The organism is Segniliparus sp. (assembly GCF_051660745.1).
Lineage (GTDB): Bacteria > Actinomycetota > Actinomycetes > Mycobacteriales > Mycobacteriaceae > Segniliparus.
Genome location: NZ_JBOFQF010000042.1, coordinates 259887 through 281650 on the forward strand (window position 1 = coordinate 259887; position 21764 = coordinate 281650).

Consider the following 21764-nt stretch of genomic DNA (forward strand, 5'->3'; position numbering starts at 1 on the left):
GAGGGCGCCGCCCCGCCCGCTCTACCCTGAGAGCATGCGCAGCCTCTACCCGGAAATCGAACCCTTCGCCTCCGGCTTCCTCGACGTCGGCGACGGACAGCGGATCTACTGGGAGCAGATCGGCAACCCCGAGGGCAAGCCTGCCGTCTTCCTGCACGGCGGCCCCGGCGGGGGGATCAACCCACGGCAGCGGCGGTTCTTCGACCCGGAGCGCTACAACGTGCTGCTCTTCGACCAGCGTGGCTGCGGGCGTTCCACGCCGCATGCGGGCGAGAGCCCTGACCTCTCGCGCAACACCACGTGGAAACTCGTCGAGGACGTCGAGAAGCTCCGCGAGCACGCGGGTTTCGACCGCTGGCTCGTCTTCGGCGGCTCGTGGGGCTCCACGCTCGCCCTCGCCTACGCGCAGACCCATCCCGAGCGGGTGAGCGAGCTCGTGCTCCGGGGGATCTTCCTGTGCCGCCCGCAGGAATTGCACTGGTTCTACAACCCGGGCGGGGCGAGCCGGATCTTCCCCGACCTCTGGGAGCAGTACATCGCGCCGATCCCGGCAGGCCGTCGGGGCGGCGATCTCATCGAGGAGCACGCCGCGCTCCTGTTCGGCCCCGACCAGGCCGCGGCCGAAGCCTCCGCCTTCGCGTGGACCGGCTGGGAGGACCGCACGGTCGGCCTGGTCTCGGACCCGGACGACCGCGTCAAGGACCCGCGCACGGCGCTCGCCTTCGCCCGGATCGAGAACTGGTACTTCCGCAACAACGCGTTCCTGCGCGAGAACCAGCTGCTCGACGACGTGGACAAGATCCGGCACATCCCCGCCGCGATCGTCCACGGCCGCTACGACGTGATCTGCCCGGTCGCGAGCGCCTGGGAGCTGCACGAGCGCTGGCCCGAGTCCGAGCTCTTCATCTCCCCCCGCGCCGGACACGCCGCTTTCGAGGCGGAGAACACGCACCACTTGGTCGAAGCCACCGACTCCTTCGCCCGCTAGCCCCTGTCGGCCCAGTCAAAAAATAGGCGCGCCGAGGCGTCTGCGGGCCCGCAGCTCGAGGACCGGGGCCTTGGCGAGGGCCTCGAAGAACCAGCGCGGCACGAACCGGTCGACCACGCGCACCACCGCGCAGAGCCGGTCGAACCGCCGCTGGTGGCGCTCGGTCCACGTGAAGCCCATCATCTGGCGGAACGGCTCCGGCAGCCCGGCTGCGGTCATGAACTTGTACGAGCCGCCGAGCAGTTTGTGCAGGATGCGGCCCGCGAGCCCCCATGGCCGGACGAGGAAGCTCAAATCGGCGAGCGAGAGCAGGTCGCGGCGCACGGGCTCGTCGATGCGCAACCCGTCGAGCTGGCTGTTCCAGTACTCCTCGTACGCCGCCCTGGTCGCGGGCCACATGTCCGGGGTGACGTTGAGGATCGTGCCGAGGACCGCGGCCTCGCGATAGACCTCCTCCGCCCGCTCGGGCGGCATCGGGCCGTAGAGCAGGTCGTGCTGGTCGAGGAAATACCGGTACAGGCACGCGGCGACCCACAGCTGCAGCGTCTTGCTGTTCCCGCTGTACCGCACGGGGCTCTCCGCCGTCGAGTACACCTTCGCGTGCACCTTCCACAGCTCCTCGTGCAGGACGTCTCGGTCGCGCTGCTCGCCGACGGCGGCGACCGCGAGGTGGTAGCCGGTGGTCCGCGCCCGCTTGAGCGGGCGTTTGAGCGCGCTGCCGCTGGGCACGCGGCTCTCGTGCACCGCGTGGCCGACAGCGGGATTCGACAACTGCATGATCACATTCGACACTTGCAGCCCCATGCCCAGCAGCGACACCATGTCCACTAGGCGCGCCCGTTTGGGCCCCGCCGATCCAGAATCAGACACCGCCCCTCCTTCGACAGAACGAATGTTAATAACCTCTACAACCCTAACATATCGCTGTGAGGCGGGTCTCTTTCCGGGACGGTGGGCCGCGCCTCCGCCCGAGCGGGCGAAGGGCTACCGCAAACCCGCAAATCCGCGTACAACTGAAGGCATGCCTGTCGCCGAGCACCTGGAAAGAGAGTCCAAATACGACGCGGACCTCTCCGCCGACACCCCGCAGTGGGAAGGCCTCGGCGCGGGCGACCCGGTCGGCTCGATCCTGCGGGCGGTGTACTTCGACACCCCGGACTTGCGCCTCCTCGCGGAGAAAATCACGTTGCGCTGGCGCTCCGGGGAGGCCGAGGAGGGCTGGCACCTCAAGCTCCCGGCGAGCGCGGGCCGGATCGAGCTGCAAGCGAGGGCCGAGGGCTGCGACCCCGACCGGCCGCCCGACCCCGCCCGGATGCCGGACGAGCTGGCGGACCGGCTGCGGGCCTGGACGAGAAGCCGCGAGCTCGTGCCGATCGCGCGCCTGGTGACGCTGCGCGAGGAGACCGAGGTCCCCGGAGCCGGAACCTTCTGCGACGACCTCGTCACCGCGACCGACCTCATCGGAGCGGGGCACGAGGGCGGCGCGACCACGGTCTGGCGGGAATGGGAGTTCGAGCTCGTCGACGACCCCGATCCCGCGCGCGTCCGACGCGTCGACGAGCTCGTCCTGCGGTACGGCGCGCTCCCGAGCGCCTCGTCGTCGAAAGTCGCCCGCGCATTGGGGCGCTCGGCGCCGCCCGCCAAGGCGGCGGGCCCTGGGCGCAAGCCTCCGTCCGTCGGCGCGTTCCTCGCCGTCCGGCTCAAACCGATGCGGGACCGGCTGTGCGCGCAGGACTTCCCCGTCCGGACGGACGAGCACGACTCGGTGCACCAGCTCCGGGTGACCACGCGGACGCTCCGCAGCCTGCTCCAGGCCTTCGGCCCCGTTCTGCGCAAGGGGCAGACCAAGCACGTGTCCGACGAGCTGCGCTGGCTCGCGAGCGAGCTCGGCACGGCCCGCGACGCGGAGGTGCGCGCCGAGCGCTTCGAGTCGTTGGCCGCCGCCAAAAAGCATGCGCCGCCGCGCGGGGCGGCGGCGCATGCCGCCACGGCGCTCGCGGCGGAGGAGCGCGAGGCGTACCGGCTGGCGCACAACGAAGTGCTGGCGGCGCTCGATTCGCGCCGCTACTTCCGCCTGCTCGACGCCCTGGACGCGTACGTCGCCGAGCCGCCAGTCCGCAAGGGCAGCCGGAAGGCCCCTGCCGAAGCCGCGTTGTCCGAAGCCGTCGCGGGCGCAGCCGCCAGGCTGTTCGCCGCGGACGAGGCGCTGGCGGAGGCGACCGACCACGCCGAGCGCGAGGAAGGCCTGCACGAGGTGCGCAAACGCGCCAAAGGGCTGCGGTACGTCGGCGATCTCGCGAGCGAGGCGAGCAGCACCCCGTCCGGGCCGTCGTTCGCCTGGGCCGCGCCGGTCAAACAGCTCCAGGAGCTGCTCGGCGGGCACCAGGACGCGGTCGTGCTGCGCGATTGGCTGCGCGCAAGGGCGGAGCAGGGCGGCAACGCCGAGTTCCAGCACGGGGTGGACCAGCTGATCGCGAGCGAACGGGCCAGGGCGCGCAAGAGCGAAGCCGCGTACCCCGCCGCGATCAGCGCCGTCCGCGCGGCGTGGGCCGGCATAGGATCTGCGGAATGATCCGGCTCAACCTGTTTTTCGCCGCGCTGTCGTTCGTGCTGGCCCTGTTCGGCCCGGACGGCTACGAGCTGTGGGGGTGGTGGGGCTTCCCGGCGTACCTCGTCGGCGCCGTGTTGAGCGTCGGCCCCTTGGCCCTTGGGCTGATCGCCCGGATCCGGGTCCTCGAACGTTACGACAAGCTGGAGCCCCAGTTCACCCGGGCCGCCGAGGCGCTCTCGGTCGCGAGCGTCTTCATCCCGTTCCTGCGTGCGGTCAACGCCGTGCTCGCCGGGATCGCGCTCGGCGCGTGGCTGCTCAGCAAACGCCGCCTGGCGCAAGGCGCGGTGTTCGCCGTCTCGGCGCTCATCGCGCTCGGCGGGCCGCTCGCCTGGCTCGCCGCCGAGCACCGGCCGCTGGCCTCGACGAACTGGCTGATCGCGGCTGCCCCGCTCGTGGTGATGCCCGCGGTCTATTACGCGCGCAACGGCGGGTTCGCCCCACGGCCCCGGACCAAGCGCCCGAAGCTTCCCCGCTGAGCGCAGCGGTCCGGGCGAGCACGGCAGCGAACAATGTTATACCCTCAACCATATGGTTGAATATCTGTCGCAACAGGCCACCCCGGACTCGTGGGGGCCCGCCCGCTCGAAGACCGTGACGTGGCACGACCCGTTGCCGACCGCGATGGCCGGGCTCACGATGTCGGGCCTGGAGTACTTCGCCGCGATGCAGGACGGCAAGGTCCCCGGCCCGCCGATCGGCGCGTTGTTCGGCATGGAGTACGAGTCCTTCGCCGAGGGAGAGGTCGTCTTCCGATGCGCGCCGGACGATTCCGCGTACAACCCGATCGGCGTCGTGCACGGCGGACTGGTCTGCACCCTGCTGGACTCGGTGTGCGGCTGCGCCGTGCACACGACGCTCCCGGCCGGGGTCGGCTACACCTCCATCGAGCTCAAAGTCAGCTACTTGCGCCCGGTCCGGACCGGGGATGTGCTCGTCGCCAAGGGCTGGGTCGTCAAACCGGGCTCGCGCGTGAGCTTCGCGGAGGGCGAGGTGCGCAACCAAGACGACAAGGTCGTCGCGAGCGCGTCGAGCAGCCTCTTGATCATCAGGCCTTAGCCGGGCCGCCGCGACGGGGCCGAAGCCCCCGCCGCGAGCGCCGCCGCAGCGGCCCCCAGCAGCAACGCGGTCGCCGCTTGGCCGTCGAACTCGTCCACGAGGACGCCGACCCCGAACGCGAACGCGCCCGCCGCGAGGCCGAGCGGCACCGGGGTCCAGCGCAGCCTGCGCCCCTGTGCTGCGCCGCCCCTGGCGAGCCATGCCCCGGCCACCAGCCCCAGGCCGAGGGAGACGAGGTGCCCGACGCTGGTGAAATCCTGGTTGAACCATGCGAACGCCGCCGCGACCACGAGCCACCATGCCGCCCACGCGGGGCGGACCCGTCGGGGGAAAGCCCCGACCAGCGCCCCGATCACGCCCATCGCCGCATAGCTCACACCGACGTCGTCGTCGTCCACCACAGAGCTCTCCACCCAGCCCAGCCGCAATGCCACGACGAGCCCGACCGCGACGACCGCCGTCCCGCCGACATGCCCGAGCACGATCGTCCCCGCGAGCCTGCGCGAGCGCCACAGCAATTCCCCCAGCGCCAGCAGGCAGGCGAGCCCCGGCAGCCAGAGCCACAGCCTGCTCGGGTCCTCCTCAGTGACGAAAGCGCTCTCCAAAAGCGTCTGGACCCTGCCGTCCGCGAGGTTGCGCAGATTCGTGCTCGCGCTGGAGACCAGCTGCTCTTCGCCAGGGGTGGAGAGCCCCCGCTGCAACAGGGCGACGGCGACCAGCCCGAGGACATAGCAAAGCGTCACCGGGAACCGGGCGGCCCATCGCAAGGGGGCCGTCGCTTGCGAAAAAGGCATAGCGGGCTCCTCATCGGGACGGACGGCGGCGTTTTTGCAAACACGCCTGCCTGCTGGAAAATTCCCCGAGGACGGCGTGTGAGCGTTGTGAAACGCGGCACGCGGGGCCGGAGCGGCAGATCGCCGACACACCGGGCAGAGCCCGCCGACACGCCGGAGGGCCGCCAAGACCTGCGTTTTCAGGTTTCCAGGAGGTTCTACGAACTTCGTGAAAGTTTCATGAGAGTTCCATGAGGGTAACGAAATAACCTCTGCCCAGGGATTACTATTGCGACATGACAGCCTCCATCGCCGTTCCCCACACGCCAGAAGCGCACGGCCGTGGCCCCATCGACTTCACAGTCGTCAAGGGCAACCCCACCGACGAAGAAGTCGCCGCGCTGTCCGCCGTTCTCGCCGAGCTCTGGGCCAAGCGCCTCTGGGAGCGCGACACCCGCAGGCACCCGCGCGACTTGTGGCGCGCGGGCGACAAGCAGCTGTCCTTCGTCCCCGGCGGCCTGCCGCAGTCGTTCATGCAGGAGACCCCGCCCGCGTGGCGCGGCGCGTGACGCGCGAAACCTGGCGCATTCGCAGAGACCCTGCCGCACGCGCTTCGATCTGATACGTTGCCGCCTATGCCGGATTCCCCGACCCAGCTGCGCGTCGTCCTCGCTTCCGGATCCCCTTCCCGCAAGGCCCTCTTGCTCGCGGCCGGAGTCGAGCCCGACATCGTCGTCTCCGATGTCGACGAGGAGGCCGTCGCCGCCGGGCTCGGCCCCGAGGCGGCCCCCGGCGAAGTCGTTGCGGCCTTGGCCGAGGCCAAGGCCGAAGCGGTCGCCGAGCGACTGCTCTCGGAACTCGCGACGGACACTGTGATTATCGCCGCAGACTCGGCCTTCCTCCTCGACGGCGAGCTGCACGGCAAACCGCATCTTCCCGAAGTCGCGTGGGAGCGGTGGCAAAAGATGTCCGGCCGAGTCGGAACCCTGTTGACCGGGCATTGCCTCCTGCGCATCGCGGACGGGCAGATCGTCGCGCGCGCGCACGAGGTCGGGCGGGCCGACATCCGGTTCGGCGACCTCACCAGCGAGGACGCCAGGGCCTATCTGGCCACCGGGGAGCCGTTGGAGGTGGCCGGGGCGTTCACCCTCGAAGGCCGGGGCAGCTGGTTCATCGAGCGCATCGAGGGGGATCCGTCCACCGTGATCGGGCTGGGACTGCCGGTGCTGCGCAAACTGCTCGCGGACGTCGGGCTCGGCGTCGCAGCGCTCTGGCGGGCCTCGGGAACCCCGCCAGGCGCCGCATAGGTCACTTTTTCGCATCGTTGGTATGCCCTCATACCGTGTCGGAGCGTGTGGACTTTACCGTTTCCTTAGAAACCGGGTACTCTTCTCAGGCCCACTCGGATAAGAACGAAGGATGTGACCCGAAGCCGTGCAAGTCGACCCCGCTTCTGCCTCCGCAGGCTACGCCGCACCGGAGCGGATCGTCAGCACCGAGTGGCTGTCCGCCAATCTCGGCCATCGGCAGCTCCGGCTCCTCGAGGCGAACGAAGACAGCTTGCTCTACGACGCCGGGCACATTCCGACCGCGGCCAAGGTTGACTGGCGCTCGGAGCTCTCCGGATTCGGCACGCACGACGTGCTCGACCCTGCCCGGCTCGCCGCCCTGCTGAACAGCAAGGGCGTCGGCCGCAACCACACCATCGTGGTCTACGGGGACAAGCAGAACCGCTGGGCGGCGCACCTCGCATGGATCCTCACGCTCTTCGGCCATCCCGACGTGCGGCTGCTCGACGGCGGACGCGCCGCATGGCTCGCCGAAGGCAGGGAGACCACCCTCGACTTCCCCCGGCTCGTCCAAGCGGACTACCCGTTGATCAAGCGCGACGACGAGACCAACCGGGTCTTCCGCGAGCCGCTGGCCCGCTCCCTCGGCAGCTCGACGATCCTCGACGTCCGAAGCCCCGAGGAATACGCCGGGCCGCGCAGGCCGGTCCCCGAATACCCCGTCGAGCGTTCGGCGCGGGCGGGCCACATCCCCTCGTCCGTCAACATTCCGTGGACGAGCGCAATCGCCCCGAGCGGACATTTCCTGCCCGCCTCGGAGATCGCGGAAGCTTTCCCCGGCCTCAGCGAGGGCAAGCGGGCCAAAGTGGTGACGTACTGCCAGATCGGCGAACGGTCGGCGCACACGTGGTTCGTGCTGAAGTTCTTGTTGGGCCTGCCGAACGTGCGCAACTACGACGGCGGATGGAGCGAATGGGGCAACGCCATCGGCGCCCCGGTCACCACCGGGGAAGAGCCCGGAGCGGCGCCAGGGTCATAACGAGAGCCGACCCGAAACCGCCCCGTCCCCACATCGCGCGTCATACGAAACCCACAGCTAAACTGCAGACAACAGGAGGTCGCAATGCCAAATATCACCACAGCGTTTGATTCCGTTCTCGTCGCCAACCGGGGCGAGATCGCTATTCGGGTGATCCGCGCGGCCCAGGACGCGGGCCTGCGCAGCATTGCGGTCTACGCCGAGCCGGACGCGAACGCCCCGTTCGTGCGGCTCGCCGACGAGGCGTTCGCCCTCGGCGGCAAGACCGCGCTGGAGAGCTACCTGGTGATCGACAAGATCCTCGACATCGCGAAGCGCTCCGGGGCCAAGGCGATCCACCCCGGCTACGGCTTCCTCTCGGAGAACGCGGACTTCGCCCAGGCCGTCATCGACGCGGGCCTGGTCTGGATCGGGCCCTCGCCGCAGGCGATCCGCGACCTCGGCGACAAGGTGACCGCCCGGCAGATCGCGCTCAAGGTCGGCGCGCCCCTGGTGCCCGGCACGGACAAGCCGGTGGCGAACTCCGACGAGGTGCTGGCCTTCGCCCGCGAGCACGGCGTGCCGGTGGCCATCAAGGCCGCGTTCGGCGGCGGCGGCCGAGGCATGAAGGTGGCCCGGTCCTTCGAGGAGATCCCCGAGCTCTTCGACTCCGCGACCCGCGAGGCGACCTCCGCGTTCGGCAGGGGCGAGTGTTTCGTCGAGCGCTACCTCGACCGTCCCCGCCACGTCGAGGCGCAAATCGTCGCCGACACACACGGCAACGTGGTCGTCGTCGGGACCCGCGACTGCACCCTGCAGCGGCGCTTCCAGAAGCTGGTCGAGGAGGCCCCCGCGCCGTTCCTCACCGACGCGCAGCGCGAGAGCATCCACTCCTCCGCGAAGGCCATCGCCCGCGAGGCGGGCTACCACGGCGCGGGCACGGTCGAGTACTTGGTCGGCGAGGACGGGCTCGTCTCGTTCCTCGAGGTGAACACCCGCCTGCAGGTGGAGCACCCGGTCACCGAGGAGACCACCGGGATCGACCTCGTCCTTGAACAGTTCCGCATCGCCTCGGGCGCGAGCTTGTCCATCTCCGAGGACCCCGCGCCGCACGGGCACAGCTTCGAGTTCCGCATCAACAGCGAGGACGCGGGCACCGGCTTCCTGCCGAACACCGGCAAGATCACCGCATACCGCCAGCCCAACGGCCCCGGCGTGCGCCTCGACTCCGGCGTCGAGGCCGGATCGGTCGTCGGCGGACAGTTCGACTCCATGCTCGCGAAGCTCATCGTCACCGGCCGCGACCGGGACGAGGCGCTGGCCAGGGCGCGCCGCGCGCTGGACGAGTTCGTCATCGAGGGCCTCGCGACCGTCATCCCGTTCCACCGCCTCGTGGTGCGCGACCCCGCCTTCATCGGCGACGGGAGCAAGTTCGGCGTGCACACCCGGTGGATCGAGACCGAGTGGAACAACACCGTCGCCCCGTCCACCGACCATGTCGAGCATCACGACGAGGAAGGCCCGGGCACGCGGGGCGTCGTGGTCGAGGTCGGCGGGCGCCGTCTGGAAGTGCTGCTTCCCGAGGAGCTCTTCACCGCCGCCAACAACACCGGCGTCATCCGGCGCAAGCCCAAGCCCCGGCACAAGATCGCGAGCTCCTCTGGGCAGTCGGGCAACAGCATCACCGCCCCCATGCGCGGCACCGTGGTGAAAGTCGCCGTCGAGCTCGGCCAGACCGTGGAGTCCGGCGAGCTCATCGCGGTCCTCGAAGCCATGAAGATGGAGAACCCGATCAGCGCCCACAAGTCCGGCGTCATCACGAAGCTCCACGTCGAGACCGGGACCACTGTCTCCCCCGGCGCGGTGATCGTGGAACTGGCCGACCTGGCCGAAGCCGCGAGCTAGGCTCCCGGCTCACTGTCGCATGACGAGAGCCTCGTCACTCCACCCGGTTCGTGGTCAACGTCTTCCCTGCCCGGTACCCGCCCCGGTCGACCCAGTCCGCGACCGCGACCATGAGCCCTTTCGCGACTCCGGCCCCGCGATAGTCCGGGTCCACCCACAGGAACGACACCTCGACCTCGCGATCGGGCTCCAACAGGAGGCTGGCGAACCCGGCGGGGACGCTGCGCACGTTGGCGACGAACTGGGGGGCCGCCGCGATCATCGAACGCCAGGCGCCCTCGTCGAAGGCGAGTTCCACCAGATAATCGTCGTGGTCCTCCCCGAGCACCTCCGCGAGCCCGACCAGCCGCAGCTTGCGCAGGATCTGCCACTGGTCCGGCAAGAGCCGCTGGACCACCTGAACCCCGTACCCCAACTCCTCCATCAGGACTCGAAAAGCGCCTGGCCCCAGTACTCGCCTTGGCCGGCTCCCGGAGGGCAGGCGAACAACGCGGATCCGGTGTGTTTGATGTATTCGTTGAGCGCGTCGCTCTTGGCGAGTGTTGTTTGCATCGGCACGAACTGCTTCCCAGGGTCCCGGCAAAAAGCCAGGAAGAACAATCCGGCGTCCAAGTGGCCGTTGCCATCGGAGCCGTCCGTGAAATTGTAACCCCGGCGCAAAATCCGCACCCCGTTCAGGTTCTGATGCGAGGCGAGACGCACATGCGCGCCGAGCGGGATCGCTGGGCCCGTGCCGAACTTCGCGTCGAGGTCGAGCGGCTCGAACTCGCCGCCGCCGGACAGCGGAGCTCCCGACTGCTTGGACCGGCCGATGGTCTGCTCCTGGTCTTGCAGGGTGTCGCGGTCCCACCGTTCGATCGTCATCCGGATCCGCCGCGCGACGAGGTACGAGCCGCCCGCGAGCCAATCCGGCCCGTCCCCTTTGGCCACCCAGACATGCTGGTCAAGCGCGCCGGGCTCTTCGGCCTTGATGTTGTTGGTGCCGTCCTTGAAGCCGAAGAGGTTCCTCGGCGTCACCTGGCTGGTGGAGGTGGAGGAGGTGCGCCCGAAGCCCAGCTGGGACCAGCGCACGGCGACTGTGCCCATGCCCGCCCGCACGAGGTTGCGCACGGCGTGCACCGCCACCTGCGGGTCGTTCGCGCAAGCCTGCAGCATGATGTCGCCGCCGGAGCGTTCCGGGGCGAGCGCGTCCCCCGGGAAGGCGGGCAGGTCGGCGAGCGCGGCGGGCCGGTGTTTCGCGAGCCCGAACGGGTCGGAGCCGCTCCCCCCGCCGCGCAGGTCTCCGGCGCCCGCGCCGAACAGGCGCGGGCCGAAGCCGATGGTGATCGTGAGCCGCGCGGGGGCGAGGTCGAAGGCCTCGCCGGTGTCCTCCGGCGGCGAGAGCGGGTTCCCCGCCATCGCCCCGCCCGGCACGGTCTCGCCGCCCTGGGTCATCCGCTCGGCCATCGCGGTCCAGCGCTTGAGGAGCCCCACGAGCTCGTCGCGCGAGGTCGTCGTCAGGTCGAGCGCGGCGAAATGGAGCTGGTCTTGCTGCGGGGTGGTGATCCCGGCCTGGTGGGGTCCTCGGAACGGGACCGTGCCCTCGCGGTCCGACTGCGGGGCCGAGCGGTCTGGCGCGAGCGCGAAGCCCGCGGCGGCGCCCGCCACGGCGGCGGCGCCCGCGCCGCCTGCCGCGAAGAGGCTGCGGCGGGAGAGCCCGGACTTCTCGCTCAACTCGACACGATCCCTTGGACCTGGCTCACCTTCGCGGAGAGCGCGTCGATCGAGTCGGAGAACGCCTTGCGCTTCTGCGGCGGGACGCTCTGCTCGTTGTAGAGCACGAACCCGTCGCCGGAGCGCAGCGCGTCGAGCTCCTTCTGCACGACCGCGAACGCCGCGTCGATCTGCGGGCCGAGGTCGGGCTTGCGCTCGTCCAGGACGGGCCGCAGCGCGGCGATGGCGTGCTGGGAGCCTTCGATGTTGGCCTGGAAGTCCCACAGGTCGGTGTGCGAGTACCGGTCCTCCTCGCCGGAGACCTTCGTCGCGGCGATCTCGTCCAACAGGCCCTGCGCCCCGTGCGCGATGTCGAGCGGGGCGAACTCGAACCCAGGCTCTTCAATCTTGGCCACGAGCTCGCCGACGGAGGCGACGAGCTGGTCCGCGATCTGGCCGGAGTCCGGCTTGAGGCCTTCCCAGAGGTCTTGTTCGAGGCGGTGGTAGCCGACGAACGGGACGCCGCCCGCCGCGTCGTCGATCCGCATGTCGATGGCGAGGTCGAGGTTGTGCTGCGGGTCTTGGAAGGTCTCGGCGACCGGCTCGATCCGCTCGTAGTAGACGCGGGCGACCGGGTACTGCGCCTTGGCCCCCGCGACGTCGCCCGCCTTGACTTTCGCGGCGAGCTCGGTCGTGGCCTGCTCGAACGCGTCGAGCTGGGCGAGGACGTACTGCTTGTACTCCGCCGCCGCCTTGGCGAGCAGGCCCTTCGGGTCCTGGCGCGCCACGGACGCGCCCGTGACGGCGAAGGCGCCCCGGACGCCCTGGCCGATCATCCCGGGGCGGCACGAGGTCTGGTACGAGCCGGGCTCGTCGAGGGGGACGATGAGCGTGCGGGTCACTCCCGGCCCGATGTTCTCCACCTCGCCAACGACCCGGTCGCCTGTCGCGTACACGTAGAACTCGGTGACTTTGCTGCCCTTGTTGGCGACGCGGAAGACGACGTTGCCGGTGCCGGCCTTGGTCTGCGAGAGCAGGCAGGCCTCGTCGGTGGCCGTGACGTCGATATCGCCGACCGCTTGGCCGGGTTTGACCTTCGCCTCGCAGCCGGAGACGAGCGCCCCTGCCGCGAGCAGGCAGGCGGCGCCCAGGAACACAGGGACAATACGCGTCATCAGAGCCTTTCTTCTTAGCGAAGCCTTGCCTGATATTAGCAGGCCCGAGGCGTGGAAACGCTATCGGGAACCCGGAGTAGGCTGGCCGTGGCCGAGCGTTGGGAGCAGAGCATGCCGAGACTTGCCGGGAAAGTCGTTTTGATCTCCGGCGCCGCGCGCGGCATGGGCGCCGCGCACGCCCGCGCCGTCGTCGCGGAGGGCGGCAAGGCGGTGCTCGGCGACATCGCGCTGCCCGAGCTGGCGGCGGTGTCTGCGGAGCTCGGCGAGGCCGCCGCGCACCTCGGGCTCGACGTCGCCTCGCCGGAGGACTGGCGGGCGGCTGTCGATCTCGCGAAGGACAGGTTCGGCGCGCTGCACGTGTTGGTGAACAACGCCGGGATCGCCAACGCGGGATCCGTCCTCGACCTCGACCTCGACGTGTGGCGCAAGACCCTCGACGTGAACCTGACCGGCGCGCTCCTCGGGATCCAGGCCGCCGCCCCCGCGATGATCGAGGCGGGCGGCGGCTCCATCGTCAACGTCTCGTCCGTGCTGGGCCTGCAAGGGTCGCCCTTCACCCACGCATACGTCGCGTCGAAGTTCGGTCTGCGCGGGCTCACCAAGTCGACGGCGCTGGAGCTCGCCCAGCACAGGATCCGGGTGAACTCGGTGCACCCCGGCCACATCTTGACCCCGATGACCGCCGACCTGCAGGCTTCCCCGGACCGCATCCCGCTGCGCAGGGCCGCCGAGCCCGCCGAGGTGTCGGCCCTCGTCGTCTATCTGGCGAGCGACGAGTCCTCGTACTCCACCGGCTCGGAGTTCGTCGTGGACGGCGGGATGCTCGCGGGCTTCCCCTTGCCCGCAGGCTGAACGCCGCTCGGCTGGGGCCGCAGGAACACCGCCAGCACGACCAGGACGTAGACGAGCCAGGCGATCGCGGACAGCAGCGTCGGGTTCGGCACGAGGTTGAACATGCCCTCGACGATCTTCGCGGGCCAGGTGTTGGGGTCGACCGCCCCCGAGACGTCGAACGCGAGCCGGTCGCGCCCCGGCAGCGCGCCCGCCTCCTGCAGATCGTTGACCCCGTACCGGAGCACGCCCGCCGCGACGAAGACCAAGAGGACGCCGGTGGCCTTGAAGAATGCGCCCAGGTTGATCCTGAGCGCGCCGTAGTACATGGCGACCGCGAGCGCCACGGCGACGGCAGCCCCGCCGAGCAGCCCGTACAGCGAGCCCACGTCCCCTTGCGTCGTGTCGAAGACCAAAAGCGCGGTCTCGATCCCCTCGCGCCCGACCGCGAGCCCGGACATGAGCACCACGGCGGCGGGGCCGAGCGCGGCGGCCTTGCTCAGCGCCGCCTTCAAGTCCCCGGAGAGCGAAGCCGCCGCAGTCCGCATCCAGAGCACCATCGTGGTCACGACCACGACCGCGACCAGGGAGGCGATCCCGCCGACGAGCTCCTGGCCGAGGCTGGACAGCGTGGAGGACCCGTAGGTGATGACGAGGAAAACGGTCACCGTGATCGCAAGTGCGGCGGCCACCCCGGCCCAAACCCATTTCACATAGTGCTTGAGATCGGATTTCACCAGGAAGGCGCAGAGAATCGTGACGACGATGGAGGCCTCGAGGCCTTCGCGCAACCCGATCAGCGCATTGGCGAAAAGCATGCGCCGAGCATATCAGGGTAGGCATACCTGAGTAACAGGCCTGCGGATTTCTGGCATACTGCGGCCATGAGTCTTGGCGCCCTTCGGGTGAGCTTGCGGTGTTGTCCGGGGTTTGTTCGCTAACCCTGCCCGACCCCGCCCGCTCATCGACGATTCACCAAGGAGCCCCTCTCGTGTCGACCCCATCGCTCTTGCCCCGGCAGCACTCGCTGCCGACGCGGCTGAGCACCGCCGATCTTCTTCGCATCACCTCTGACGTGGCCGACCAGCTCAAGGACGGCGCCTGGTCGCATTTGCTGCCCCCTGCGGGAGGGTGGCCGACCGACGACCGGTGGTGCAGGCAGTTGTTCGCGGACGACGACCTGGACGTCTGGGCGATCAGCTGGATCCCCGACCGGACCACCGAGCTGCACGACCACGGCGGATCGCTCGGCGCGCTCACCGTCGTGGACGGGGCGCTCGCGGAATGGCGTTGGACGGGCAGCAAGCTGCGCGAGCGCCGTCTGGGACCGGGGGCGCAGGCCGCCTTCCCGCTGGGCTGGGTCCACGACGTGACCTGGGCCGAGTCGGGGACGTCCAGCCTGGCTGTCGACGCGACCGCCCCCGGGTTCGCGGCCCCGGCGCTGTCCGTGCACGCGTACTCGCCGCCCCTGACGGTGATGAGCTACTACGAGGTGACCGAGCGCCAGTCCCTGCGCCGGGTCCGCGCCGAGCTCACCGACATCCCGGAACGTCCACGGCGGTGACGGCTACTGTCCATGTCGTGAGACGGACTATCGACGAAGTCCTTGCCGAGGCCAGGTCCCGGCTGAACCGGCTCGAAGCCGACGAGGTCCCAGCCGCGCTGGCCCGCGGAGCGGTCCTGGTGGACATCCGCCCCGCCGCGCAGCGCGCCCGAGAGGGCGAGGTGCCGCAGGCGCTGGTGATCGAGCGCAACGTGCTGGAGTGGCGCGCCGACCCGGCCAGCGAGGCGCGGATCGAGCAGGCGGCGGACCACGACGTGGAGTGGGTGGTCCTCTGCTCCGAGGGCTACACCTCCAGCCTCGCCGCGGCGAGCCTGCAGGACCTCGGCCTCTGGAAGGCGACCGACGTGGTCGGCGGGTACTGGGCGCTGAAGAAGAGCGGCTTCCCCCTGTAAGGCGCTAATGCACGCGGTTCTGCGCCGCTTCGAGCCCTTCGCGCAGCAGCAGCTCCACCGCGTCGGCGGAACGCTCGACCAGGTCGGGCAGTTCCTTGCGCTCGGCGGCAGTGAATCCCGCGAGGACGAAGTCCGCCGTCTCCATGCCCGCGGGCGGGCGCCCGACGCCGACCCGGACGCGGGAGTAGTCCTTGGTGCCGAGCGAGGAGGACAGCGACCGCAGGCCGTTGTGCCCGGCTTCGCCGCCGCCGCGTTTGAGCCGGACAACGCCGAAGTCGATGTCGAGCTCGTCGTGCACGGCGACGACGTCCGTCGGGGGCACCGAGAAATACTTCGCGAGCTTCGCGATCTGCGGGCCGCAGACGTTCATGTACGCCGTCGGCTTGCCGAGGACGACGCCCCGCCCGTGGAAGGACAGCTGCAGCGCGAGCATGCCCGAGGTCTTGTGCGCACGGAAGGCCTCGCCCGCCCGCGACGCGAGCAGGTCCACGACCATCTGGCCCACGTTGTGGCGGGTCTTCTCGTATTTGGCCCCAGGGTTTCCCAACCCTGCGATCAGTATTTTCCCGGGAGAAGACCCGCCGAGGCCCGTGGTCAGCTCTCTTCGCCGCTCTCTTCGGCGCCCTCGCCCTCGGCTTCGCCCGCCTCGGCGGTCTCCGACTCGACGCTGGCGGCGCGGGCCTCGTTGATCTGGACGATCAGCTGCTCCGGGTCGCCGGTCAGCGCCACGCCCTTGGGGAGCTCGAGGCCGCCCGCGACGATCTTCTCGCCGATCTCGAGGCCCTCGATGGAAACCTCGATCTGGTCGGGGATGTGCAGGGCCTCGGCCTCGACGGGGAGGGAGGTCGTCTCGTGCTGGACGACCGAGCCGGAGACCGCGGAGCCGATCAGCACCACGGGCACCTCGACGGCGATCCGCTCGCCGCGCCTGATGACCTGGAGGTCGATGTGCTGGAGGTAGCTCTTCGTCGGGTGCACGACGACGGTCTTGGTCAGCGCGAGGTGCTCTTCGCCGCCCGCCTGGAGGGTCACCACCGCGTTCGTGCCGTTGCCGCGCAGCACGCGGGCGAATTCCTTCGCGGGGAGGTTGAAGTGCTTCGGCTCGATGCCGTGGCCGTACAGCACGGCGGGCACTTGCCCGTCGCGGCGGGCGCGGCGGGACGCGCCCTTGCCGAACTCGGTGCGGACGGTCGCCTCGACGTGGGCGGTTTCAGACATCGGGATGCTCCTCAGGTTCGTCGGTCGTCTTCGCAACCGCGCCGCCGAGCGATATCGTGCGGCCGAACCCTGGGCTCTTGAGAAAGAGTGGTCCGCGTTCCGTCGATCACGGCAAGTGCTGGTCAGAATGACCGGCACCGGCCCTCGCCAGCGCTGTTTCGAGGCTCAAGGGTAGCGCATCGGGAGGGGGCGTGCAATTCCAAGTTCGCTTATCACGGTTTGATCACTACACTGAGCGCATGCCCCGATGCTTCCGACTGAGCGCGACGCCCTTGGTGCTGTGCGCCGCGCTCAGCCTCGTGAGCTGCTCGCCCCACGAGAGCAAGAAGAAGGCGGCCGACCCCGACCGGGGCGTGGGGCCCATCGTCGCAGGCCTCTCCCCCGAACTGCTCAGCCCGCAGAGCGACAAGAAGCATAAAAACCCCGAGGAGGTCGCGTTCGTGAGCGTGGACCCGGCCAATTGCGCAGGCGCGGCCCAGGAGGTCGACCCGCCGTTCCTCATGCACGACCCGGTGGCCCTCAACAACGGCTCCTGGGCGCAGAACGAGGGACGGATGAGCATGGTCGAAGAGATCGCGGGCGTCTACCACTCCGACTTCGAGCCCGAACAGGCCATCTCCTCGGCCGCGAAATCCCTCGACAGCTGCCAGGGGGCGACATTCACCATCCGGACCAGGATCAGCGACGCGGGCAAATACCGGCTGCTCCCCCACCAAGACTCCGGCTCGCCCAACATCCTGCTGTGGTCCTTCTCCTCGGTCTCGCGCGATTGGGCGTGCGACAACGCGCTGGTCGCCGCCTACAATGCGGCGGTGGAGATCACGACGTGCTCCTTCAGCAACGGCACCGACGTGCTCGCCCTCGCCAAAGGGGCGCTGGAGCGCATCAACAAACTCGCGAAGCCGCTGGATTGAGCCCCATGCCCGCATCGCTCCTCCTGCCAAGCCGCGCGTCTGCGGCCCTCGTCGCGACGCTGCTCGCCGCCCTCGTCTCGTGCGCCCACCGCACCGACCCCGCCGAGAGCAGCTCGCAGCCCTCCGCCAAGGTCGGCCCCATCGCCGCAGAGTCGGTCCAGCGGCTCTTCGAGCCCGGCCATTTCGACGCGAGCGGCCTCTCGGAGAACATGTACTCCAGCGCCTCGCCCCCCGAATGCCGGGGCTTGGTGCTGGAGGTGGACTCGCCGCTGCTCATGCGGGGCCAAGCTGCCGTCGCGTCGGCGATCGCGCCGAAGGCAGGCGACACAGAGCACTCGCAGATCGTCGAGATCGCCGCCGTGTACCGGGAGGACTTCTCGGCGACCGACCTGGTCGCGGAGGCCGCGAAGACCCGGGAGCACTGCCTGAGCACGCCGATCACCGGCTCCACCCAGGGCGGCGGCAACAGCACCTTCCAGCTGGTCGGCCAGCCCGACTCCGGGTCGCCGAACATCCTGCTCTGGACCCTTTCCGCTGTCGGGAAGTCCTGGTTCTGCAATAACGCCCTCGTCGCCGCGCACAACGCGGCCATCGTGATCACGTCCTGCTACCCCTCGCCCGCGCCGGGGATGAAAGAGCTCGCCCAATCCGCCTTGCGCCGCATCGACGGCCAAGCCAGGGCCGGGGCGTGAGGAAGGCCGTCGCGCTGCTGCTCGGGCTTGTGGCGCTGGCGGCCGGATGCGAGCGCGGCCGACCCGGGCAGCAGCGCCAGCCCGAGACTCCCGTCGCAGGCCCGATCCTCACCGAGGAGGCCCCCGAGCTGCTCAGCAGGCCCGGCGAGATCCTGATCGGCGGCAAGCAGCCGCACAGGGCGGACTTCAAGCACAGCGTGTACACGCACTCGGACCCGGCGCAGTGCCCGTTCATGGTTGTGGAGGAATCCCCGCTCCTGCCGAAGGAGCCGCTCGCGGAGAATTCGGCGTGGTGGGACACGGACGGCATGCACTCGGTCGTCGAGGTGGCGGCGGTCTACCCCCAAGGCTTCGACGCGGCGGGCTATCTGGCCGGAGCCCGGCAGCGGCTCGCGGCGTGCTACGGCGAGCAGGTCTCCGCGCTCACCGACCAGGAACAGGGCAACCAGGGGACGTTCCAGCAAGGGCCCGCAGCCGGGACGCCGAACGCCCAGCTCTGGTCGTGGGGCAGGGCGGGCGTGTGGACGTGCTCGTACGGGCTTGTCGCGAAGCACAACGCGGTGGCCGAGGTCGCCTCGTGCGAGCGGGACAGCACGTTCGACCTGCGCGCGCTCGTCCTCGCGAAAGAACACAGGCTGGACCAGCTCGCGCATCCGCAAGTCTAAGGCGCGCCCCCGAGGCGGCGGGTCCCCGTCGGGGTGAGCGCCCAGCCCAGGGGGCGGTCGTGCGGCTCGCGCGGCAGCTCGTCGACCACCTCGTCGTCGTCCACGACGGCGACAAGCCGCGCGCCCGGGTCCGCATAGGCCAAACTGCGGTCGTAATGCCCGCCGCCCTGGCCGAGCCTGGTCCCGAGACGGTCGACCGCGAGCGCGGGCACGAGCACCAGCGCCGCCTCGCCCAACGTCTCGGGCGGCAGGCCGGGGCCATCGCCGGGCCATTGCCGCCAGGCGAGCGGCGCGTCCGCGCCGACGACCACGGGGACGAGCACCCGCGCCCCGCCCTCCGCGAACGCCGCCAGCATCCGGTCCGTCCCCGGCTCCAGCCGGGTCGGGATGTGCGAGCTCACCACGTAGCCGGGCCCGAGCCCTTCTGCGAGCAGAGCGGCCTGCGCGTCCACCGCATCGTCCCGTGCCGCGCGAGCCGCGTCGGACAGCGCCAGTCGAGCAGCTCTGACTTGGGCGCGAAGAGTTGCCTTGCGGCGAATGGCGGAGTGAGAATCCATGAGAAGAAAGTTAAAGGCGGCCCGCTCAACCCAGCCCTAGACGGGGGGAGGGGAAACAAGGCCGAGGAGCGGGCCGCACGTCAAGCCTAGCAGAAGCACCGTGCGCACGCAATGCTCGGCCCGCCACGTGTCTTCTCTCACGCCGCCTAGCCCAAGACAACTCTCCGTGTGAGCCTCTAAGCTGAGAGGCATGGCCGAGCAAGAGAAGCCCCTCCCCTCCGAGACCCGTCCTGGCATGCCGTACACCGCCGTCGTCCCCGCCGCAGGCATGGGGACCCGCTTCCTCCCTGTCACCAAGTCTGTGCCCAAGGAGCTGCTGCCCGTCGTCGACACCCCTGGCATCGAGCTGGTCGCCGCCGAGGCCGCCCGCGCTGGCGCGCAGCGCCTGGTGATCGTCACCTCCGAGGGCAAGGACTCGGTCGTCGCGCACTTCGTGCAAGACCTCGTGCTGGAAGGCGTCCTCGAGGCCAAAGGCAAGTCGGCGATGCTGGAGAAGGTCCGCCGCGCGCCCAACTTGATCAAAGTGGAGTCCGTGGTCCAGCAGCAGCCGCTCGGCCTCGGCCACGCCATCGCGCAGGTCGAGCAGGTGCTGCACCCGGACGACGACGCGATCGCCATCCTCCTGCCCGACGACCTCGTGCTGCGGACCCCCGAGCAGGCCGCAGAGGGCCGGTTCCGGCAGAAGCTGGACGCGCTCGACCTGATGGCCCAGGTGCGGGCGGAGCGAGGCGGCAGCGTTATCTGCGCGTTCCCGGTCCCCACCGACGAGATCAGCGCGTACGGCGTGTTCGACGTCGTCGAGCAAGAAGGGCCGGTGCGGCGAGTTCGCGGCCTCGTGGAGAAGCCGCCCGCCGACCAAGCCCCCTCGAATTTGGCCGTGGCCGGACGCTACATCTTGGACCGGGCCATCTTCGACACGCTGCGCGAAGTCTCCCCCGGCGCGGGCGGCGAGATCCAGCTCACCGACGCGATTGCCCTGCTCATCGCCAAGGGCCACCCCGTGCATCTCGTGGTCTGGGACGGCTACCGGCACGACCTCGGCAACCCTGGCGGCTACCTGAAAGCCTCCGTCGATTTCGCGCTGGATCGAGAAGAGTATGGGCCGGGCCTGCGCGCTTGGTTGATCAGCAGGCTCGGGCTGAGCTAAGCTCTGGCGCGTGCGATCAGTCGCTGAACAGCTCCGCCGCGTTTTAGCCGCCGCCGTGGCCCCAAGCCCCATCCGTGTGGCGATCTCCGAGGCGCAGGGCTTGCAGTGCGCTGAAGACGTCATCTCCGGCCGCTCCTTCCCCGGCTTCGACCAGGCCGCCGTCGACGGCTACGCCGTCCGGGGCGTGGACGTGGCCCTGCCCGAGGCGAACGACGAGAACCCGCAGCCAGACCCCCTGGTCCTGCCCGTGGTCGGCGACATCGTGGCGGGCAGCAAACAACCCGCCCGGCTGCAACCGCATCAGGCGGTGCTGCTGCAGACCGGCGCGCCCTTGCCCTCCCTCGCCGACGCGGTCTTGCCGGTCGCGTTCACCGATGGCGGCATCGAGCGCATCCGCGTCGACCTCGGCGTCCGCTCGGGCGACTTCGTCCGCAAGGCGGGCGACGACCTCAAGGCGGGCGACGTCGTGGTCCGTTCCGGCACGATCATCGGGCCTGCCCAGGTGGGCCTGCTCGCCGCGGTCGGACGGGACCGGGTGCTCGTGCACCCCAAGCCCCGCGTCTCCGTGCTGTCGGTCGGCGGGGAGCTGATCGACGTCGACCGCACGCCGGGCAGCGGGCAGGTCTACGACGTCAACTCGTACGCGCTCGCGGCGGCCGCACGGGACGCGGGGGCCGAGGCGCACCGGGTCGGCATCGTCGCCGACGACGTGCACGAGCTCAAAGACATCGTGGAAGGCCAGCTCGGCCGCGCCGAAGTGGTGATCATCTGCGGCCCGGTCGGCGGCGACGTCGGCCGCAACGTGAACCAGGCGCTCTCCGAGCTCGGCCCGTGGGAGGTCTCGCGGATCGCGATGAGCCCCGGCTCGGTGCAGGGCTTCGGCGCGCTCGGCGACGAGGGCGTCCCGACGTTCTTCATCCCGAGCAACCCCGTGAGCGCGCTGGTCGTGTTCGAGGTGATCATCCGTCCGCTGATCCGCGCGGCGCTCGGCAGGCTCTCCCCCAGACGGCGCGTGGTCAAAGCCGTGTCGACCGAGACGCTCACCTCGGTGCTCGGGCGGACCAGCTACATCCGGGGCAGGCTCATGCGCGACGACGAGACCGGCGAATACCTCGTGGAGCCGCTCGGCGGAGTGCTCGCGAGCAACCCGCACCTGCTCTCCCAGCTCGGCGAGGCCAACTGCCTCATCAACATCCCCGAGAACGCCTCCGGGATCCGCGAGGGCGAGTCGGTGGACGTGATCTTCTTGGGGCAACGAGGCTGAGCTGACGACGGTG

General features: G+C 70.0%; 25 protein-coding genes. 16 read left to right on the top strand and 9 right to left on the bottom strand.

The features are described 5' to 3' along the window. The first annotated feature begins 34 nt into the window (after positions 1–34). A complete protein-coding gene (gene pip / locus ACRC20_RS15510; RefSeq protein ID WP_438687281.1) occupies positions 35–988 on the top strand; it encodes a prolyl aminopeptidase in 954 nt (317 codons plus the stop codon). Positions 989–1003: 15 nt separating this feature from the next. On the opposite strand, the gene ACRC20_RS15515 is transcribed toward pip, so the two are convergent. Further along, positions 1004–1858: an oxygenase MpaB family protein gene (locus tag ACRC20_RS15515; protein ID WP_438687282.1), complete on the bottom strand. Its 855-nt coding sequence runs from the start codon at positions 1856–1858 to the stop codon at positions 1004–1006. A gap of 151 nt (positions 1859–2009) precedes the next feature. On the opposite strand from ACRC20_RS15515, the gene ACRC20_RS15520 reads away from it, so the two are divergent. From ACRC20_RS15520 to ACRC20_RS15530, 3 genes are read left to right on the top strand one after another with little or no spacing between them, the layout of a single operon-like run. After that, a complete protein-coding gene (locus ACRC20_RS15520) occupies positions 2010–3560 on the top strand; it encodes a CYTH and CHAD domain-containing protein (RefSeq protein ID WP_438687283.1) in 1551 nt (516 codons plus the stop codon). Further along, complete coding sequence (locus ACRC20_RS15525; RefSeq protein ID WP_438687284.1) at positions 3557–4075, top strand: tat pathway signal sequence; 519 nt, start codon at positions 3557–3559, stop codon at positions 4073–4075. Before ACRC20_RS15520 ends, ACRC20_RS15525 begins: the two co-directional genes overlap by 4 nt. A 52-nt stretch (positions 4076–4127) precedes the next feature. Further along, entirely contained in the window at positions 4128–4655 is a 528-nt protein-coding gene (locus tag ACRC20_RS15530) for a PaaI family thioesterase (protein ID WP_438687285.1), read from the top strand. Here the strand turns inward: ACRC20_RS15530 and ACRC20_RS15535 are convergent. Next, complete coding sequence (locus tag ACRC20_RS15535; protein ID WP_438687286.1) at positions 4652–5449, bottom strand: rhomboid-like protein; 798 nt, start codon at positions 5447–5449, stop codon at positions 4652–4654. The genes ACRC20_RS15530 and ACRC20_RS15535 overlap by 4 nt on opposite strands. A 275-nt stretch (positions 5450–5724) precedes the next feature. On the opposite strand from ACRC20_RS15535, the gene ACRC20_RS15540 reads away from it, so the two are divergent. The 4 genes from ACRC20_RS15540 to ACRC20_RS15555 all read left to right on the top strand — a co-directional run bounded on the left by ACRC20_RS15540 (position 5725) and on the right by ACRC20_RS15555 (position 9640). After that, positions 5725–5997: an acyl-CoA carboxylase subunit epsilon gene (locus ACRC20_RS15540; protein WP_438687287.1), complete on the top strand. Its 273-nt coding sequence runs from the start codon at positions 5725–5727 to the stop codon at positions 5995–5997. Positions 5998–6063: 66 nt separating this feature from the next. Then, the gene (locus ACRC20_RS15545; protein ID WP_438687288.1) at positions 6064–6735 is read left to right on the top strand and encodes a Maf family protein; all 672 of its coding nucleotides are present in this window, start codon (positions 6064–6066) and stop codon (positions 6733–6735) included. A gap of 127 nt (positions 6736–6862) precedes the next feature. Then, the gene (locus ACRC20_RS15550; protein WP_438687289.1) at positions 6863–7756 is read left to right on the top strand and encodes a sulfurtransferase; all 894 of its coding nucleotides are present in this window, start codon (positions 6863–6865) and stop codon (positions 7754–7756) included. Positions 7757–7840: 84 nt separating this feature from the next. Then, positions 7841–9640 carry an acetyl/propionyl/methylcrotonyl-CoA carboxylase subunit alpha gene (locus ACRC20_RS15555; RefSeq protein ID WP_438687290.1) on the top strand — a complete coding sequence of 600 codons (1800 nt, stop codon included), beginning with the start codon at positions 7841–7843 and terminating at the stop codon, positions 9638–9640. A gap of 34 nt (positions 9641–9674) precedes the next feature. On the opposite strand, the gene ACRC20_RS15560 is transcribed toward ACRC20_RS15555, so the two are convergent. From ACRC20_RS15560 to efeO, 3 genes are read right to left on the bottom strand one after another with little or no spacing between them, the layout of a single operon-like run. After that, positions 9675–10064: a GNAT family N-acetyltransferase gene (locus tag ACRC20_RS15560; RefSeq protein WP_438687291.1), complete on the bottom strand. Its 390-nt coding sequence runs from the start codon at positions 10062–10064 to the stop codon at positions 9675–9677. Beyond that, positions 10064–11353, bottom strand: coding sequence for an iron uptake transporter deferrochelatase/peroxidase subunit (efeB, locus tag ACRC20_RS15565; protein WP_438687292.1), 1290 nt, complete (start codon positions 11351–11353; stop codon positions 10064–10066). The genes ACRC20_RS15560 and efeB overlap by 1 nt, the downstream gene beginning before the upstream one ends. Continuing rightward, positions 11350–12507: an iron uptake system protein EfeO gene (gene efeO, locus ACRC20_RS15570; RefSeq protein ID WP_438687293.1), complete on the bottom strand. Its 1158-nt coding sequence runs from the start codon at positions 12505–12507 to the stop codon at positions 11350–11352. The genes efeB and efeO overlap by 4 nt, the downstream gene beginning before the upstream one ends. A gap of 111 nt (positions 12508–12618) precedes the next feature. On the opposite strand from efeO, the gene ACRC20_RS15575 reads away from it, so the two are divergent. Further along, positions 12619–13359, top strand: a complete 741-nt coding sequence (locus ACRC20_RS15575) for a glucose 1-dehydrogenase (RefSeq protein WP_438687294.1) — start codon at positions 12619–12621, stop codon at positions 13357–13359. On the opposite strand, the gene efeU is transcribed toward ACRC20_RS15575, so the two are convergent. Beyond that, on the bottom strand, positions 13266–14156 hold the full coding sequence (gene efeU / locus ACRC20_RS15580) for an iron uptake transporter permease EfeU (RefSeq protein WP_438687295.1): 891 nt from the start codon (positions 14154–14156) through the stop codon (positions 13266–13268). The two genes, ACRC20_RS15575 and efeU, sit on opposite strands and share 94 nt — an antisense overlap. 173 nt (positions 14157–14329) lie before the next feature. Here efeU and ACRC20_RS15585 point away from each other — a divergent pair, with 173 nt between their 5' ends. Together ACRC20_RS15585 and ACRC20_RS15590 are read left to right on the top strand one after the other, a co-directional pair. Further along, on the top strand, positions 14330–14902 hold the full coding sequence (locus tag ACRC20_RS15585; protein WP_438687296.1) for a cysteine dioxygenase: 573 nt from the start codon (positions 14330–14332) through the stop codon (positions 14900–14902). 17 nt (positions 14903–14919) lie between these two features. After that, entirely contained in the window at positions 14920–15294 is a 375-nt protein-coding gene (locus ACRC20_RS15590; protein ID WP_438687297.1) for a rhodanese-like domain-containing protein, read from the top strand. Positions 15295–15298: 4 nt separating this feature from the next. Here the strand turns inward: ACRC20_RS15590 and pth are convergent, their stop codons facing one another. Together pth and ACRC20_RS15600 are read right to left on the bottom strand one after the other, a co-directional pair. Then, positions 15299–15856, bottom strand: coding sequence for an aminoacyl-tRNA hydrolase (gene pth / locus ACRC20_RS15595; RefSeq protein WP_438687433.1), 558 nt, complete (start codon positions 15854–15856; stop codon positions 15299–15301). 32 nt (positions 15857–15888) lie between these two features. Then, positions 15889–16512, bottom strand: a complete 624-nt coding sequence (locus ACRC20_RS15600) for a 50S ribosomal protein L25/general stress protein Ctc (RefSeq protein WP_438687298.1) — start codon at positions 16510–16512, stop codon at positions 15889–15891. Between the two features lie 239 nt (positions 16513–16751). On the opposite strand from ACRC20_RS15600, the gene ACRC20_RS15605 reads away from it, so the two are divergent. The 3 genes from ACRC20_RS15605 to ACRC20_RS15615 are packed head-to-tail and all read left to right on the top strand — an operon-like array spanning position 16752 to position 18783. Next, complete coding sequence (locus ACRC20_RS15605; RefSeq protein ID WP_438687299.1) at positions 16752–17426, top strand: sensor domain-containing protein; 675 nt, start codon at positions 16752–16754, stop codon at positions 17424–17426. 5 nt (positions 17427–17431) lie between these two features. Then, on the top strand, positions 17432–18118 hold the full coding sequence (locus ACRC20_RS15610) for a sensor domain-containing protein (protein WP_438687300.1): 687 nt from the start codon (positions 17432–17434) through the stop codon (positions 18116–18118). Further along, complete coding sequence (locus ACRC20_RS15615; protein WP_438687301.1) at positions 18115–18783, top strand: sensor domain-containing protein; 669 nt, start codon at positions 18115–18117, stop codon at positions 18781–18783. The genes ACRC20_RS15610 and ACRC20_RS15615 overlap by 4 nt, the downstream gene beginning before the upstream one ends. On the opposite strand, the gene ACRC20_RS15620 is transcribed toward ACRC20_RS15615, so the two are convergent. Further along, complete coding sequence (locus tag ACRC20_RS15620) at positions 18780–19340, bottom strand: 5-formyltetrahydrofolate cyclo-ligase (protein WP_438687302.1); 561 nt, start codon at positions 19338–19340, stop codon at positions 18780–18782. The two genes, ACRC20_RS15615 and ACRC20_RS15620, sit on opposite strands and share 4 nt — an antisense overlap. A gap of 190 nt (positions 19341–19530) precedes the next feature. Between ACRC20_RS15620 and ACRC20_RS15625 the strand changes: the two genes are divergently transcribed. Beyond that, positions 19531–20487, top strand: coding sequence for a UTP--glucose-1-phosphate uridylyltransferase (locus ACRC20_RS15625; protein WP_438687303.1), 957 nt, complete (start codon positions 19531–19533; stop codon positions 20485–20487). Between the two features lie 10 nt (positions 20488–20497). Further along, a complete protein-coding gene (glp, locus tag ACRC20_RS15630; RefSeq protein WP_438687304.1) occupies positions 20498–21751 on the top strand; it encodes a molybdotransferase-like divisome protein Glp in 1254 nt (417 codons plus the stop codon). Positions 21752–21764: the final 13 nt, after the last annotated feature.